Annotated in this window: 14 protein-coding genes; 3 read left to right on the top strand and 11 right to left on the bottom strand. The window is 70.8% G+C overall.

Features of this window, described 5'->3' with window-relative positions:
• Window positions 1-12 precede the first annotated feature (12 nt).
• On the top strand, window positions 13-498 hold the full coding sequence (locus tag LOZ83_RS34850; protein WP_236796121.1) for a methylated-DNA--[protein]-cysteine S-methyltransferase: 486 nt from the start codon (window positions 13-15) through the stop codon (window positions 496-498).
• 4 nt (window positions 499-502) lie between these two features.
• On the opposite strand, the gene LOZ83_RS34845 is transcribed toward LOZ83_RS34850, so the two are convergent.
• Both LOZ83_RS34845 and LOZ83_RS34840 read right to left on the bottom strand, forming a co-directional pair.
• Window positions 503-1,108 (bottom strand): hypothetical protein, encoded by a 606-nt coding sequence (locus tag LOZ83_RS34845; RefSeq protein ID WP_236796120.1) that lies wholly within the window; start codon window positions 1,106-1,108, stop codon window positions 503-505.
• A 59-nt stretch (window positions 1,109-1,167) separates the two neighbouring features.
• A complete protein-coding gene (locus tag LOZ83_RS34840) occupies window positions 1,168-2,757 on the bottom strand; it encodes an O-antigen ligase (protein ID WP_236796119.1) in 1,590 nt (529 codons plus the stop codon).
• A 216-nt stretch (window positions 2,758-2,973) separates the two neighbouring features.
• Between LOZ83_RS34840 and LOZ83_RS34835 the strand changes: the two genes are divergently transcribed.
• Together LOZ83_RS34835 and LOZ83_RS34830 are read left to right on the top strand one after the other, a co-directional pair.
• The gene (locus LOZ83_RS34835) at window positions 2,974-3,420 is read left to right on the top strand and encodes a hypothetical protein (RefSeq protein ID WP_236796118.1); all 447 of its coding nucleotides are present in this window, start codon (window positions 2,974-2,976) and stop codon (window positions 3,418-3,420) included.
• Between the two features lie 45 nt (window positions 3,421-3,465).
• Window positions 3,466-5,622 (top strand): (Fe-S)-binding protein, encoded by a 2,157-nt coding sequence (locus LOZ83_RS34830; protein ID WP_236796117.1) that lies wholly within the window; start codon window positions 3,466-3,468, stop codon window positions 5,620-5,622.
• 15 nt (window positions 5,623-5,637) lie between these two features.
• Here LOZ83_RS34830 and LOZ83_RS34825 read toward each other — a convergent pair whose 3' ends face one another.
• The 9 genes from LOZ83_RS34825 to LOZ83_RS34785 all read right to left on the bottom strand — a co-directional run bounded on the left by LOZ83_RS34825 (window position 5,638) and on the right by LOZ83_RS34785 (window position 16,156).
• Window positions 5,638-5,823, bottom strand: coding sequence for a hypothetical protein (locus tag LOZ83_RS34825; RefSeq protein WP_236796116.1), 186 nt, complete (start codon window positions 5,821-5,823; stop codon window positions 5,638-5,640).
• A 12-nt stretch (window positions 5,824-5,835) separates the two neighbouring features.
• Window positions 5,836-7,209, bottom strand: a complete 1,374-nt coding sequence (locus LOZ83_RS34820; protein WP_236796115.1) for an amidase — start codon at window positions 7,207-7,209, stop codon at window positions 5,836-5,838.
• Window positions 7,210-7,220: 11 nt separating this feature from the next.
• Entirely contained in the window at window positions 7,221-8,630 is a 1,410-nt protein-coding gene (locus tag LOZ83_RS34815) for an amidase (protein ID WP_236796114.1), read from the bottom strand.
• Window positions 8,627-10,039 (bottom strand): MFS transporter, encoded by a 1,413-nt coding sequence (locus tag LOZ83_RS34810; RefSeq protein WP_236796113.1) that lies wholly within the window; start codon window positions 10,037-10,039, stop codon window positions 8,627-8,629. The genes LOZ83_RS34815 and LOZ83_RS34810 overlap by 4 nt, the downstream gene beginning before the upstream one ends.
• Window positions 10,036-11,619, bottom strand: coding sequence for an amidase family protein (locus LOZ83_RS34805; protein ID WP_236796112.1), 1,584 nt, complete (start codon window positions 11,617-11,619; stop codon window positions 10,036-10,038). Before LOZ83_RS34805 ends, LOZ83_RS34810 begins: the two co-directional genes overlap by 4 nt.
• A gap of 30 nt (window positions 11,620-11,649) precedes the next feature.
• The gene (locus LOZ83_RS34800; RefSeq protein WP_236796111.1) at window positions 11,650-13,260 is read right to left on the bottom strand and encodes an ABC transporter substrate-binding protein; all 1,611 of its coding nucleotides are present in this window, start codon (window positions 13,258-13,260) and stop codon (window positions 11,650-11,652) included.
• Window positions 13,261-13,353: 93 nt separating this feature from the next.
• The gene (locus LOZ83_RS34795) at window positions 13,354-14,295 is read right to left on the bottom strand and encodes an ABC transporter ATP-binding protein (protein ID WP_236796110.1); all 942 of its coding nucleotides are present in this window, start codon (window positions 14,293-14,295) and stop codon (window positions 13,354-13,356) included.
• Window positions 14,295-15,281 (bottom strand): ABC transporter ATP-binding protein, encoded by a 987-nt coding sequence (locus LOZ83_RS34790; RefSeq protein ID WP_236796109.1) that lies wholly within the window; start codon window positions 15,279-15,281, stop codon window positions 14,295-14,297. The genes LOZ83_RS34795 and LOZ83_RS34790 overlap by 1 nt, the downstream gene beginning before the upstream one ends.
• Window positions 15,278-16,156: an ABC transporter permease gene (locus LOZ83_RS34785; protein ID WP_236796108.1), complete on the bottom strand. Its 879-nt coding sequence runs from the start codon at window positions 16,154-16,156 to the stop codon at window positions 15,278-15,280. Before LOZ83_RS34785 ends, LOZ83_RS34790 begins: the two co-directional genes overlap by 4 nt.
• Between the last annotated feature and the right edge of the window lie 10 nt (window positions 16,157-16,166).

Below are 16,166 nucleotides of genomic sequence, written 5' to 3'. Positions count from 1 at the left end.
CGTCTGCCTGACATGAACACACACACGGTGCTGCCGACCCGGCTCGGCGATCTGACCATTGTGCGCGACGGCAACACGATCGTCGGCCTGTACTTCCCGCACCACTGGTACCGGCCGGCTGCCGAGACCTTCGGTCCGCGCGACGACGAGGGATTCGGCGACGTGGCCGCGCAACTCGACGAGTACCTGGCCGGCGAGCGGCGCGAGTTCGACCTGCCACTCGACGCTCGCGGCGACCCGCTGCAGCGGCGGGTGTGGGCGCTGATCGCCGAGATCGGGTATGGCGAAACGACCACCTACGGCGAACTCGCGCGGCGGCTGAACGGGGACGCCAATCCGCAGCAGGTGGGCGCCGCCGTGGGCCGCAACCCGCTGTCCATCCTCATTCCGTGCCACCGGGTGGTGGGCGGCAACGGGAAGCTGACCGGCTACGCGGGCGGGCTGCGGCGCAAGCGCGAGCTGCTCGACCTCGAACAGCTCACGCTGCTCCCGCTCTGACGGCCTACCGGACCGCGCGCAGGCCCATCCGCCGGAGTTCCCAGCGCGCGAGTTCCGCGATGACGACGGGATCCTGCTCGCGCCAGCCCTCGGTGACGTCGGTCGTCGTGGCCAGGCGTGGCAGCCGTTCCGCTGTCAGTGCTCGCAACGCGAGCAGGTCGAAACCCGCGGTGCCCAGACCGCGCAGCCGGGCGCCGGCGGTCGCCCGGCGGGCGAAGCGCCACCGCAGCGGCAGCCAGGTGACGACGAGGAACGTGACGGGCACCGCGATGATCAGGAACGCGAGCCAGAAAGCCAGATGCTGCACCGCGTCGATCTGCCACCGGCCGGCGTCGGCGAGCTTGATGCCCGCGGTGGACCCGGTGTGCAGCGCGCGGGCGAGCGTGCCGCCGACGAGCGGAACGTCGTCGGCGCTGTTCGCCGCGGAGTCGAAGGTGTTGCGCAGCCCCGAACCGGCGTCGACCAGCCCGTCGCCGGGTGCCCGCAGTTCCATCACCTGGGCATGGACCTCCAGTCCGGTCCGGATCGCGAGCGCGGTGACCGCGAGCGCGAAAAGATCGCTGAGGAACTGGGAAACGCGGCGGAACGGACGGTCCGCGTAGAGCTTCATCGAGGGGCCCTTTCGACGTGGCGTGGTCGCGAGCACCGGGACCGTACCGTCGGAAGGTTTCAGCGCGGCCACTCCGGGCGCTCGTCTTCGGTGCGCGGCGGCGGATCGGGCAATCGGTGCTGGCCCGAGGTCCGCCGGGGCGCGGGAGGCTGCGGGTGTTCGCCGGGCGGCTGGGGCGGGCGGCGGCGCCGCGGGGCTTCGAGGCCGGGGACGGGAGTCGGGTGTGTCGGCGCCTTGCGCTGTGGCCGGGTCACCTCGGCGGGCTTTTCCACGGGAGGCAGGACGGGGCGGGTGCGCTCGGCCGCGACCGGCGCGCGCCGGGGTCGCGGGACGACCCGGGTCTTCGGGCCGGTCTGGGCTGTCCTGGTTCGGGGCGGTGCCTTGGGCCGTGGCGCGACGACCGGATCCCGCCACCGCGGCTGCGATTCCGCCATCACCACGCCCAGCACGAGCCACATCGCCATCGCGATCCGGGACAGGTTCGCCGGGTCGTCGAGCAGGCTCATCAGGAAGAACCCGGTCAGCCCGGCCAAGGCGGCGACGCCTGTCGCCCTGCCCCGGGCGGCGAGCCGGACCGCGCAGTAGACCGCGGCGACCGTGATCACGGTGAACGCCAGGAAACCCGCGCCGCCCGTCTCGACCAGCCAGTTGAGCCAAAGGTTGTGCGCGTGCGCGAACGGGCCGGCGGTGGTGTTCGCGCTGATGACCGCGCCGGCGCGGCCGAGCCCGACGCCGAACAACGGATCCGACTCCGTCACGCGAATCGCTGTCCCCCAGGCACTTCCGCGGCCGTAGAGCGAACCGCCGCCGCGCGAGAGAGCGATGAGCCCGACGGTCAGCGCGACCAGCGCGCCCGCGCCGCCGGTCACGACGAGCCAGATCTGGTTGCGGTTGAGCCGGGGCAGGATCCAGCGGACGACCACGATGACCAGGAGTCCGGCGAACGCCGCGACGTAGGCGGCGCGGGAGAACGTGGTCAGCACGGCGCCGAAGCCGACCACGGCAAGGCCGGTCAGCAGCAGCCGGGTGGTTCGCTCGGTGGCCAGCCGCGGTGCTAGCGCCGCTAGCGGTGCGAGCAGCAGCAGGAACGCGGCGAGCACGTTGGGGTTGGCGAAGGTGCCGATCGCGCGGACCGCCGAGTCGCCATGCCCGCAGACGCCTTCACCCAGGAGTCCGCCGGCGCAGAACCCGGTCGGGGTCTGGTTGCTGATCTGGGCGAGTGCGACGGTGCCCGCGATGGTCACCGCGACCAGAGCCAGCATCGACATCGGTGCCGACGGCTCGGGCCGGGACCGGAAGAAACCGACGACGAGGTAGAACAGCGCGACTTCGGTGCACAGTTCGCGAAACGGCGCGCCCGATCGGTGACCGAGCACGGTGCCGGCGAGCGCGACCAGCAACAGCACGGCGATCGGCACGTCGATCCGGGTCACGAAGGCGCTCGCCCGGGCGCCGGTCGCCACGAGCGCGATCAGCGCGGCGCCGATGACCAGGCGCAGCGGGGTGATCACGCTGATCAGCCCGTTGTCCGGGAAGACGTCGGTCGCCGACTCCAGCACGGCGACGGCCACCGCCGCCACCGGGAGGTACACCCCCAGTGCGCGTGCCGCGGCCTGTGCCGGCGCGGAGAGCCGCGTGGTCAGGAGCACGGCTCACCGTTGCGCGGCCAGGGTAGGAGCGGGTTTCGATTACGCGTACAAGCGGTGAGAACTGAGGGCCGGTTGAGCGAACCCTCGCGGCGATCGGGCGGATCCCGCCGATTAGGCCATTCGGCCGGATCGAGGGCCCGGTCTCCTCCTCGTTCTTGACAGCGTCGGCGTGTGATAGGTCACACTGGCCGGGCCTGGCACCGAGGAGGCTCGCCCATGGCCCGGCTCAACGGATTCGGTTGTTTCTACTGCGCGCTGCCGGTTCGCTTCACCGGCGATCACCGCCATCCCGGCTACGTCGTGATCGATCACGTGGCACCCGCGATCCCGGCGGTCGATCTCGGCGGCTTACCCGATCTCCGCGTCCTCCACCGATTCTGCTGCCACACGGCCCGGACCGGCGGCACCGGCACCTGCTCGTCGATCATGCTCCGCCGCGCGTGGCTGGGCTGGGCGACGGGCGAATTCGAAGCAGGGCGGCACGACAAGCATTACGGTATCCGCCACTACCCGCGGCTCGGGCTCCATCCGGCGCGGTTGCGCGAGCCGCAACTGTTCCGCAAGTACTGGCGGATCCGCAAGATGCAGTGCGCCGCGCTCGCCTGCCGCTACTACACCGGCTTCGGTGTACTTCACAGTGACGCCACGTCCGAGGTAACGTGATCTAGCCCGCAGGCGCCGCTGTTGTCGTTCCCGTGCGGAGGATACGTGCTCGTCCGGATGATTCTCGGCATCGTGATCACAGTCGTAGGTCTCGCCCTGGCCCTGAGACGAACGGTCTGGCTGAACCGCCTGATCAAGTCCGGTCAGCCGCTGGAAGGCCGCACCGAAAACCTGCGCGAGCGGGTCGGCACTCATCTGGCCGAGGTCTTCGGCCAGCGCAAGCTGCTCAAATGGTCGGTCCCCGGGCTGGCGCATTTCTTCACGTTCTGGGGATTCGTCATCCTCGCGACGGTCTACCTCGAGGCCTACGGCGCCCTGTTCGACGAACACTTCAGCATCTGGTGGGTCGGGCACTGGGGGGTGCTCGGTTTCCTGCAGGACTTCATCGCGGTCGCGGTGCTGGTCTCGCTGATCGTGTTCACCGTGATCCGGATCCGCCAGGACCCGCATCGCAAGGAGCGCAAGTCCCGGTTCTTCGGCTCGCACCTCGGCGGCGCGTGGCTGATCCTGTTCATGATCTTCAACGTGGTCTGGACGATGTTCCTGTTCCGCGGCGCGTCCTCGGCGGCCGGCACGTTCCCGTACTCCTCGGGCGCCTGGGTCTCGATCGGCATCGGCCACCTGCTGTCCTCTGTGGACCACGGCACGCTGGTCGTGGTGGAGAACGTCGGGTTGCTGCTGCACATCGGCGTGATGCTGGTGTTCCTGAACATCGTGCTCAACTCCAAGCACCTGCACATCTTCCTGGCGCCGGTGAACGTCACGGTGAAGCGGCTGCCGGACGCGCTCGGCCCGCTGCTGCCGATGGAGTCGGGCGGCAAGCCGATCGATTTCGAGGAGGCTGACGAGGACGCGATCTTCGGCCGCGGCAAGATCGAGGACTTCACCTGGAAGGGCATGCTCGACTTCGCGACGTGCACCGAGTGCGGTCGCTGCCAGAGCCAGTGTCCCGCGTGGAACACCGGGAAACCGTTGTCCCCCAAGATGGTCATCATGGACCTGCGGGACCACCTGTTCGGCCAGGCGCCGTATCTGATCGGTGGCAAGGATCCCGCGGACCGCCCCGAGCTGCCGCTGGTCGGTCCCGCGAGCGAAGGCGGCGTGATCGACCCGGACGTGCTGTGGTCGTGCACCACCTGCGGCGCGTGCGTCGAGCAGTGCCCGGTGGACATCGAGCACGTCGACCACATCGTCGACATGCGGCGGCATCAGGTGCTGATCGAGTCCGCGTTCCCGACCGAGCTCGGCACCCTGTTCCGCAACCTGGAGAACAAGGGCAATCCGTGGGGGCAGAACAACTCCGAGCGGCTCGACTGGGCCAAGGATCTGGACTTCGAGGTACCGGTGTGCGACGGGAATCTCGACGACGCCGTCGAATACCTGTTCTGGATCGGCTGCGCCGGCGCGTTCGACGACAACGCACGCAAGACCGTCCGGGCCACCGCGGAACTGCTGCACATCGCCGGAGTGACGTTCGCGGTGCTGGGCGACGGCGAAACCTGCACCGGTGACCCCGCACGCCGTTCCGGCAACGAGTTCCTCTTCCAGATGCTCGCGCAGGAGACGAAGGAGACGCTCAACGCGGTGTTCGAGGGCCGCGAGCCGGGCACCCGCAAGATCGTCACCACCTGCCCGCACTGCCTGAACACGCTCGGCCGCGAGTACCCGCAGCTGGAGGGGCATTACGAGGTCGTGCACCACACCCAGCTGCTGAACCGTCTGGTGCGCGAACGCAAGCTCGTCCCGATCGCCCCCGTCGCCGGCACGACGGTCAACGGCGTCGGCCCGGTCACGGGCAGGCCGCTCACCTACCACGACCCCTGCTATCTGGGGCGGCACAACAAGATCTACGACCCGCCACGGGAACTCGTCGAGGCCACCGGCGCCACGCTCACCGAAATGCCCCGGCACGCGGACCGTTCGCTGTGCTGCGGCGCCGGTGGGGCCCGCATGTGGATGGAAGAGAAGATCGGCAAACGGATCAACCTGGAACGGGTCGACGAGGCCATCGCCACCGAGGCGGGCACCATCGTCACCGGCTGCCCGTTCTGCAAGGTGATGCTGTCCGACGGACTCGTCCAGCGACAGAGCGAAAACCAGGCCGCGGATGTCACCATCCGCGACGTGGCCCAGGTGCTGCTCGAATCCACCACCCGCGGTACAGCGGCGCCCGCGGCCGCTCCGGCGTCACAACCCGGCTGACCGCGGGCTCGCTCCTTACAACTCGGCGTGAAAGATCAGGGCTGGTTCTTCGTAGCGGGCCTCCGGTACCGCGTACAACTTCGCGATCTCCTCCGCGCGGGCGGGGAAATCGGCGATCATGACGGCGAGCTCGTCCGGCCGCGGGGTCAGCCCGGCGGCGGCGAGCAGGGCCGGCACGACGATGGTGGGATCGGCTTCCATGAGTGGTCCTTTCTACAGCGCGGGCACCTGCAGGTGCCAGGAAGTGCTTTGCTGGTAAGCGAAACCGGCCGCGAGGACCGCGGCCTCGTCGAACGGCCTGCCGACGATCTGCAGGCCCAGTGGCAGCCCGTCGTGGGTGAAACCCATCGGCACGGACATCGCCGGGTTGCCCAGGGCGTTCCAGTACGGCGTGTGCAGCGCGTCGATAATGTGGCCCAAGGTCAGCTTGTCCACTTCGGGCGCGCCACACGCGCTCGTCGGCGTCAGGATCAGGTCCACGTCGGCGAACAGGGCCGCGACCTGACGCTGCCCGACCCGCCGCACGCGCTGGGCCTGCACGTAGTCGCCCGCGCTGACGAGTGCCCCAGTGGCCACCGCCGTGCGGGTGCCGGCGCCGTAGTCCGCCCACCGGCTACCCAGGTCCGGCTGGTGGTAGGCGTACGCCTCGGCGGCCAGCCCGATCATGGTGGCCGACGTGAGCTCGTCGTACAGCGGCAACCGCACCTCGACCACCTCCGCGCCCGCGGCCGTCAGTTCGGCGACGGCGGCTTCCAGCGCCGGCTGGAGTTCCGGCACGGTCATCGGCGAGCGGTCGAGCAGCATGTCGATCCCGATGCGCATCCCGGCCAGGGAACCGGTCAGGCCGCTCGTGTAGTCGCCGACGGGCCGGTCGACCGACGTCGCGTCGCGGGCGTCGTGCCCGGCGAGCACGGTGAGCATCGCGGCGCAGTCCTCGGCGCTGCGCGCCATCGGGCCGATGTGGTCGTAGCTGTAGCCGAGCGGCACGCAGCCCGCCTTCGGCACCCGCCCGAACGTCTGCTTCAGCCCGGTGATCCCGCAACTCGTTGCCGGGTAACGGATACTGCCGCCGGTGTCGGTGCCGAGACCGCCGAGGAACAACCCTGCCGCCACGCCGTTGCCGGTGCCCGAGCTGGACCCGCCGGGATAGTGCCGGGTGTTCCACGGGTTGCGCGGGATCGGGAAGGGCTTGTCCGGGTCGGGCGTGCCGATCGCGTACTCCATCGTGGTGGTCTTGCCGGTGATGACCGCGCCCGCGGCGCGCAGCCGGGCCACCACGGGTGCGTCACCCACCCCCCACGAGCGGTCGAGGATCAGGCTCTGCGCGGTGGTCTCGCCCTCCTCGGTAGTGATGATGTCCTTGACTCCCAAGGGAATCCCGTGCAGCGGGCCGCGGTCGGTGCCGCCGGCCAGCTCGGCGTCGGCCTTCGCGGCGGCCGCCAGCGCGGTCTCGTCGAACCGGGACAGGTACACGCCGAGCGTTTCGTCGTGCGCGTCGGCGGCCGCGTACGCCGCTTCGGTGAGTGCGACCGACGTGGTGTCCCCGGCGCGCAGCGCGGCGGCGGCTTCGGTGATGGTCAGATACATCGGGCTCCTCCTCAGGCGGCCGCGGGCAGGGCCGGGCGGCGCAGGTGATGGGCGGTCGCGGCCTGGTAGGCGCTCCCGAGCGCGAACAGGGTCGCCTCGTCGCGGGGGCGCCCGACGAACTGCAGGCTCACCGGCAGCCCGTCCACCTCGCCCGAGGGCACGACGAGCGCGGGACTGCCGGTCAGGTTGAACGGCACGCTGACCCGGCAGGCCGCATCCAGCCACGGCACCTCCCGGTCACCGAGATCGGACGTCATCTCCGGCGCGATCAGCGGCGGCAGCGCGGTCATGCCGGGCGTGACGAGCGCGGCGCAACCGTCCATTGCGGACTCCAGCTCGCGCTGGAAGACCGGGCGCAGGCGCAGCGCCCGCAGGTAGTCGGCGGCGCTGACGAACGGGGCCGCGCCGAGCAGCGAGGCGCCCATCTCGTCCCGATCCTCTATTGTGGACAGATGGTCCTCGTGCAGGGACAGCATTTCCGCGTAGATGATCCACCAGCCGGCCACCGCGGCGAGGTCGAACGTGGGCAGCTCGACGTCGACGATCTCGACCCCGAGCGCGGCCAGTTCACCGAGCGCCGTCTCGTGGGCGGCGGCCACCGCCGGATGCATGTCGCCTTCGAGGAAGGCGCGGTCGCGGGCGACCCGCAGCCCGCTGACGTCCTGGCCGACCGCGGCGGTGAACGGAACCTTCTCGGCCGGTAATGCCGTCGGGTCAAGGGGATCCGCGCCCGCGATCACGTCGAGCATCAGCGCGGCGTCGGCGACGCTGCGCGTCATCGGCCCGGCGTGGTCCATCGTCCACGACAGGCCCATCACGCCGTGCCGGGGCACCCGGCCGTAGGTCGCCTTCATCCCGGTGATCCCGCAGAACGCGCTCGGGATCCGGATCGAGCCGCCGGTGTCGGTGCCGATCGCGAGCGGCACCTGGCCCAGCGCAACCGCGGCACCGGAGCCCGAGGACGAACCACCCGTCGTGCGCCGCGGGTCCCACGGGTTCCGGGTCGGGCCGAACGTCTTGTTCACCGCGCCGCCGCAGGCGAACTCGAACGTCGCGAGCTTGGCGAGCAGCACTCCCCCGGCGTCGGCGAGTCGGGTGGCGAGCACGGCACCGGTCTCGGGCACGTGGTCGCGGTAGAGCGCGGAACCACCGGTGGTCGGGATCCCGGCGGTGGCCACGATGTCCTTGAGGCCGTAGGGAACCCCTTCCAGCGGGCGGGCGGTGCCGTCGCGCCAGCGCGCGTCGGACTCGGCCGCCCGCGTGCGGGCGGAGTCGGCCAGCAGCGTGATCACCGAGTTGATACCCGGGTCGGTGGCCTCGATCCGGGCCAGGCAGGCGGCGACCGCCTCGCTCGGGGTCGCGGTTCCCGCCGCGAAAGCGGCCAGCAGCTCGGTCGCGGTGAGGTCGGCGAGGTCACTCATGCGTTGCCTCCCTTGGCGATCCAGGCGAGCGCGGTCGCGGGCTCGGCGACCGCGCCGGTGAACGGCAACGGCAGCTGCCGCAGGCGTTCCAGGTACGGCCGGTAGTGCGCGTGCGTGTCGTAGGCCTGGGCGAGCCGGTCCGGCGTGAGCACGATGTCGGAGTTCGCCGCGAACACGGTGAACTCCTCGGGCGCGGGCATGGGCACGAGTTTCTCCTTGGCAGGCAACGTTTCCCGGACGGTGAGGGTGAGCAGCAGGCCGCCGAACAGGAGGGCGGCCGTGGCGGCGAGCGCGGTGTGCACCCCGCCGATGGCGATGCCGGCGCCGGCGAACACCCCGCCCGCGAGCATCCCGATATCGCAGGCGATCCGGTAGGCCGCGAGCGCGGTCTCCGGCGTTTCGGCAAGATCGATCGTCATCGCGGCCGGGACCACCCAGGTGGCGCCGACCGTGACCCCGGTGGCGAGCGCGCCGAACGTGAACGCGACCGGGCCGCGGACGACCGTGGCGAGCGCGGTGACGGCCACCGTGCCCCAGGCCAGTGCCGCGGCGAGCGGCAGCAGCCTGCCGTACCGGTCGGAGAGGCCGCCGCCGAAATGCATCGTCGCGACGTCGGTGACCGACAGCGCGAACAGCGCGAAGCCGAGAGCGACCCAGCCCATCCCGAGCCGGGCGCCCAACAGCGGCACCAGGGTCAGCGCCAGCCCGGACCGGACGGCCTGGCCGATCCCGGTGAGCACCAGCACCGACCACATCCGCCGCCCGCGCACGCCCAGCCCCGCCGGCAGGCCGAACCGCGGCCGGTCCGCGGAAACCCAGCGGGGCGCGAAAAACCACGCCGCGACCGCACCCGCCAGGTTCACCGCGCCGCACACGCCGAACAGCAGCCGCAACCCGTCCGGCCCCGGCGCGGCGGCCGCGATCAGGCCGCCGCCGAGCGGGCCGGTGGCGACCCCGAGGAACCAGAACGCGTTGAACGTCCCGATCGCGCGGCCACGGGTGTGCTCGCCGACGAGCCGGACGGCGAGCGCGATCCCGCCGCCCATGAACAGCGCGGTGCCGAACCCCTGCAGTACCCGCGCCAGCCCGACAACCTCCCAGCTGGTGGTGACCGCGGAGAACACGCAGCCGATCCCGAACACCAGCAGGGAGACCGTCAGCGCGGTGCGGGAGGACACCCGCGGCACGAACCGGGTACCGAGGAAGTCCATCAGCAGCAAGGACAATCCCATCGAGGAGACGACGTACGCCGCCCACGACGGGGAGCCGCCGAGCCCGACCACGAGCAGCGCGGTGAACGGCGCGGTCAGCCCGAATCCGACCCCGGCGACGAGCACGACGAGGTGGAACCGGTGCCGCGAGCCCGGGCCGAGGACGACCGCCGGCCGCGCGGCGGCGGTGTCGATCACCGTGACCCGGCCGTTTCCGCGGTGGCCCCGCCGGGCATCACCCCGGCCAGGTCCTCGATCACCGCACCCGCGCGGAAGGTCAGGGCGTCCTGCCACAGCGGCGCGATTATCTGGATCGACGTGGGCATCGAGGTCTCCGGGTCGACACCGCTGGGCACCGCGAGCGCCGGATGCCCGGACAGGTTGAGCACACAGGTGTTGCTGACCATCGTGGTGCCCCGCGCGAGCAGCTCGGGATCCTCGGCGGGGCGGTCCAGCAACACGGGTGCGACCTGCGGTGTGGTCGGCGTGACGAGCAGGTCGAACTGCCCGAACGCCGCGTCGAGCTGCGCGATCAGCGTCCGGCGCAGGTTCGCGGCCTTGGCGAAGTAGGTGGAGAAGTACTTGTCGTGCAGGTAGCGGCCACCCATCAGCCACACCTTGAAGAACGGCGGGAACGAGTCCGCCTCCAGCCGCCGCACCAGGCCGAACGCGTGCGTCCGTTCGACGTCGACCTCGCCGAGGTGCGAGTAGCCGGCGCCGTCGGACTGCGCGGTGAGCCACGCCTGGTGCAGCAGCAGGGTCGTCTCGATAGCCCACGCGTCCGTCCACAGTGGAATGGACACCGGGGACACGGTGGCACCCTCGGCCGCCAGCGCCGCACACGAAGCCTCGAACGCGGCCAGCACTCCCGGCTCGCACAGTGCCGGGTCCCGGCTCTCGGTCACGACGCCGATCCGCAGGCCGCCCACCCCGCCGGCCAGCGTCGCGGCGGCGGTCGTCGCTGCCGGCATCCCGCGGACCCATTGCGGGTCACGGTCGGAGTGCCCGCTCATCACGTCGAGCATGCGGGCCGTCAGCTCGACCGTGGCCGCCATCGGGCAGACCGCGTCGATCGTGTGGTCCATGTAGGTCAGCCCGTGCGAGGGCACCAGGCCCTGGCTCGGCTTGATGCTGACGATTCCGTTGAACGACGCGGGAATCCGGGCCGAACCACCTTCGTCGACGCCGATCGCGAGATCCACCGCGCCCGAACGCACCGCCGAGCCCGACCCGCCGGACGAGCCGCCCGCCGACCGCGTCGGGTCGACGGCGTTGCGCGCCGGGCCGTACCAGCTCGACTCGCCGGTGCCGGAGGTGGAGAAGTCGTCGAGGTTGGTCTTCCCGACGACGTCGGCACCCGCGGCGAGCAGGCGGGACACCACGACCGCGTCGGTCGTCGGCGTATAGCTCAACGTCCGCGACGAGTTCGTGATCGGTACACCCGCGACCGCGAGATTGTCCTTGACACCCACCGTCAGTCCATTGAGGACCCCTTCGGGCGCGCCTTTGACGTGGCAGCGGCGGATGAACGCGTGGAACGGATCGTCGGTGTCGCTGACGGGTCCGCCGGGGTCGCGGTCGGTGTAGACCAGCGGCGGCACCGGCGCGTGCAGTTCGTCGATCCGGTCGACGCCGGCGAAGGTCTGGTCGAGGATCCGCGCGTACTGCTCGGCCTCGCGCGGGGTGAGCGAGAGGTGCTCGGCCGCGCCGAGCGCGGCGACCTCGTCGGCGGTGGGGCGGCGGACGAAGCCGCGGATGCGTCCACGGGGCATGGCCATGGTTGATCTCCTTTCAGGACAACGGAAAGCTCAGCCGACCGAGAGCTGGGTCAGATCGGCGAACCAGGACTGGGCCTGGACGAACCCGTGCACGCTGGAAGCGAGTACGCGCGGGTTGCGGTCGTTGACCACGACGAGCCACGGCGAGTCCTTGCCGAGCTGTTTCGCGGCCTGCGAGTAGAGACTCGCGCGGGCCGAGTCGTCGAGCACCGTCCGCGCCTTGGCGAACAGCGCGTCCACCTCGGGGTTGCTGTACTTTCCGGCGTTGATCGCGGAATCGCTGCCGAACCAGCTGCGCCAGAAGCCTTCCTGCTGGTAGCTCAGCGAGATGTTGAGCGCGTCGGCGTTGTCGGGGATCTTGCCGGTGAAGAAGTCGTTCAGCATCGCCGCCCATTCGATGGGCTTGAGCTCCACCTTGACGCCCACCGCGGCGAGATCGGCCTGCAGGGCGGTGTTCATCGGGGTGGGCACCATGTTGCCCGAGCCGCTGGTCGGGTACGACAGGGTCATCGTGAACCCGTTGGGATACCCGGCTTCCGCGAGCAACTGCTTGGCCTTCGCCGGGTCGTAGCCGTACACGTCGTCGGCGGGTTCGTAGGCGGCGTCCGCGTGCGGCACGTACCCGAGCGCCGGTTCGGCGGTGCCCTTGAGGATGTTGTCCACCAGTGCCTGGCGGTTGATCGCCCAGTTCAGCGCCTCGCGCACCTTGACGTTGTCGAACGGCGCCTTGGTCATGTTGTAGACCCACGGCCAGATGTGGTTGTAGGAGTTGGTGAGCACCTGGAAGCCCTGCGACTTCAGGCTCGGCACGTCGTCCGGCGGCGGCACCTCGATCCAGTTGACCTCACCGGAGCGCAGCGCCGCGGTGCGCGCGGTCGGGTCCGGGATCGGGCGCAGGATCACCTTGTCCACCTTCGGCCGGCCCGCCCAGTACTGGTCGTTGGCCACCATCACCATGCGCTGGCCGCGCACCAGCGAGTCGAACTTGAACGGCCCGGTGCCGACCGGCTTTTCGGCGAAACCCTGGTTGCCCTCGGCCTTGATCGCGGTGGGGCTGCCGAAGTAGACCGTGGCGAGGTCGCTGGGCAGGTACGCCCAGGGGCCGTTGGTGTCGATCTGCAGGGTCAGGTCGTCGATCTTCTTGTACGCCTTGATTCCCGCGATCGACAGGCCACCCTGGGCGTTGAGGTCCTGGTAGAACTGCGGGCTGCTCTTGTTGGTGTAGCGGTCGAAGTTGAAGATCGCGGCGTCGGCGTTCCACGGGGTGCCGTCGTGGAAGGTGACACCGGGCCGCAGCTTGAACGTCCAGCTCGTCAGGTCGGCGTTCGGCGTCCACGACTCGGCGAGGTCGGGGATGATCTTCGGGATCTGGTTGTCCTTGGTCAGGTCGAACTTCGTCAGGCCGTCGTAGAGCTGGTTGCCGACGAAGCGCAGGCCCTCGTAGCCCTGCCCCTGCGCCAGACCGGTGTCGAGGACGGGGATGTCGGACGCGGTCATGCCGATGATCAGCGTGTTGCCGCCGGCTCCGCCGGCCGAGGTGGCGCTGCCACCGCACGCGGACACCAGCAGCGACAGGGTGGCGAGCAGTGCGCCGAAGAGGGTGAACCGCCGTCGGCGGCGGCGAGTGAGGTAGCGGGGCACGATTTTTCCTCTCGGGGCGGGGATTTCGGGCGTACGGGAGCAGCCCGGCGGCCGCGGTGGCCGTCGGCGGGGAGTCGTGCGGTGGTGCGGAGGTCAGCCCGGCACGGCGACGGGGCTCACGTGGACACAGGCGGCTTGGTGGCTCGGTGCCGCCTCGGCCAGCGGCGGCCATTCGGTCTGGCAGGCCGTTTCCGCCACGGGACAACGGGTGCGGAAGCCGCACCCGGACGGCGGGTCGGCCGGGTTGGGCAGGTCACCGGAGAGCACGATGCGCTCCCGTCCCTGCCCCGGGGTCGCCGAGAGCAGGGCACGGGTGTAGGGGTGCCGGGGATCGGCCCACAGCTGGCTGGCCGGGGCCAGTTCCACGACCCGGCCGAGGTACATCACGGCGACCCGGTCGGAAATGTGTTCCACCACGGCGAGATCGTGCGAGATGAACAGGAACGCGACCCCGGTCTCGGCCTGCAGGCCGGCCAGCAGGTTCAGCACCTGCGCCTGCACGCTCTTGTCCAAAGCGGACACTGCCTCGTCACAGACGACCAGGTCGGGTGAGGTGGCCAGGGCACGGGCGATCGCGACTCGCTGCAACTGCCCGCCGGACAGCTCGTGCGGGTAGCGCTCGGCCTGTACCGCGGTGAGCCCGACGCGTTCCAGCAGTTCCAGGATCCGCGGCCGCCGGGCCGCCCGCTCCATCCCGTGCGCGCGCAGGTTGAACTCGATCGACTGGCGCACCCGCAGCCTGGGGTTGAGCGAGGTCTGCGGGTTCTGCGGCACCACCTGCAACCGGGCACGCAGCGCGCGCAGCCGGCCGCGGCCGAGCCCGGCGAGCGGGACCCCGTCGAACGTGACCGACCCGCTGTCGGGGGCGAGCAGGCCGAGCAGCATCTTCCCGGTGGTCGATTTCCCGCAGCCGGACTCGCCGACGACGCCCAGCGTCTCTCCCTTGTGGACGGTCAGGGAAACGTCGGAGACCGCGCGCACCCCGTTGCCGAAGGTCTTGCTCAGGTTCTCGGCCTGCAATAGCACGTCGCTCATCACGCCACCACCTGTTCGGCGTTCACCACGGGACACGCGGCGACGCGGTCTTCGGCGACGGCCACCAGCGGCGGATCCTCGTGGCCGCACGAAGGTCGCGCCTGGGGACACCGCGGGGCGAACGCACAACCCGCCGGGAACGCGCCGACCGGCGGCGGGGACCCGATGATCGAGCGCAGCGAACCACGCGTGACGCCCGGTGTCGGCAGCGAGTCGAGCAGTCCCGCGGTGTAGGGATGGCGTGGTGTGGAAAGGACTTCGTTCGCCGGCCCGTCCTCGACCAGGCGGCCGGCGTACATCACGCCGACCCGGCCGCCGAAGTCCGCGGCCACCCCGACATCGTGCGTGACCATCAGCACCGCCATCCCCAGCCGCTGCTGCAGATCCGCGAGCAGCTCGAGGATCTGCGCCTGCACGGTCACGTCGAGCGCGGTGGTCGGCTCGTCGGCGATGAGCACCTGCGGGTCGCAGCTGACCGCGATCGCGATCACCGCCCGCTGCCGCATCCCGCCGGACAGCTCGTGCGGGTAACTGTCCGCGACCCGCTTCGGATCGGGGATGCCGACCATCGCCAGCAGCTCCTCGGCACGGCGGCGGGCGGCGGTCTTCACCCCCTCGACGCCGTGCACGCCCAGCACCTCGGCCAGCTGGGAACCGATGCGGCGCAACGGATCCAGCGCACCCGTCGGGTCCTGGGGGACGAGCGCGATCTGCCCGCCGCGGATCGCCCGCAGCTGCTGCTCGGGCAGTTCCAGCAGCTCGCGGCCGGCCAGTCGCACGCTGCCGCCGACGTCGGCGGAGGAGCCGTAGAGCCGCATGATCGAGCGCGCGGTGACGGACTTGCCGCTGCCGCTCTCCCCCAACAGCATCATCGTCTCGCCGCGGCGGATGGTGAACGACACCCCGCGCACGACCTCGGTCCGGCGGCGCCCGGCGACGAACGTGGTGGTGAGATCAGTGACCTCCAGCGGCGGGATCACGCTCATGCCCGCACCTCCCCGCGCACGTCGAGCAGATCGCGCAGCCCGTCGCCGAGCACGTTGAACGCGACCGAGGCGACCAGGATCGCCAGTGCGGGGATCGCGGCGAGGAACGGCGCCGAGTAGATGTACTGGGTGTGCTCGCTGACCATCAGGCCCCACTCGGGGGTGGGCGGTGAGATACCCAGTCCCAGGAAACTCAGCCCGGCTGAGTACACAATGGATAGTCCAATGAGGGCGGTGCAGTACACCACGACGGGCGGTGCCACGTTCGGCAGCACCTGCCGGAGCGCGATCGCCGAGCGGCTCGCGCCGCTGGCCCGCGCCGCCTCCATGTAGTCGAGATCGACGAGCCGTCGCGTCTCGGTCTCCGCGACGCGCGCCACCGGCGGCACGAGGATCACCGCGAGCGCGATGATCGCGTTGGACAGCCCGGAACCCAGCGCGGCCGCGATCGCGATGGCCAGCAGCACCGCCGGGAACGCGTAGAACACGTCGAGCGTGCGCATGATCAGCCGCTGGCCCCACTTGCCCGACAGGCCAGCCGTCACACCGAGCCCGGTGCCCACGATCGCGGCGAACAGCACCGGGATCAGCCCGGCCAGCAAGGAAAGGCGGGTGCCGTCGACGAGCCGGGCGAGCACGTCGCGCCCTTGGCCGTCGGTGCCGAGCACATGTCCCGCGGTGCCGGCCGGCAGCAGCCGGTGCGCGGTGTCGCCCGCCACCGGATCGCCGACCAGCAAAGGTCCGAACAGGGCGGTGAGCACGATCAGGACGACCACCACCGCGGCCGCCGTGGCACTCGCGGTCATCCGGCGGCGCCGGGGTTTGCTGATCGTCGTCGTATCCGGCAGGGATGCCGCTTCGGTCAGTGCGGTCAACGAGACTCCT

This window comes from Amycolatopsis sp. GM8 (genome assembly GCF_021653975.1).
In the GTDB taxonomy this organism is placed as follows: domain Bacteria; phylum Actinomycetota; class Actinomycetes; order Mycobacteriales; family Pseudonocardiaceae; genus Amycolatopsis_E.
Note: the sequence above shows the minus strand (reverse complement) of the source record. Positions and strands in the feature narration are given on the sequence as shown.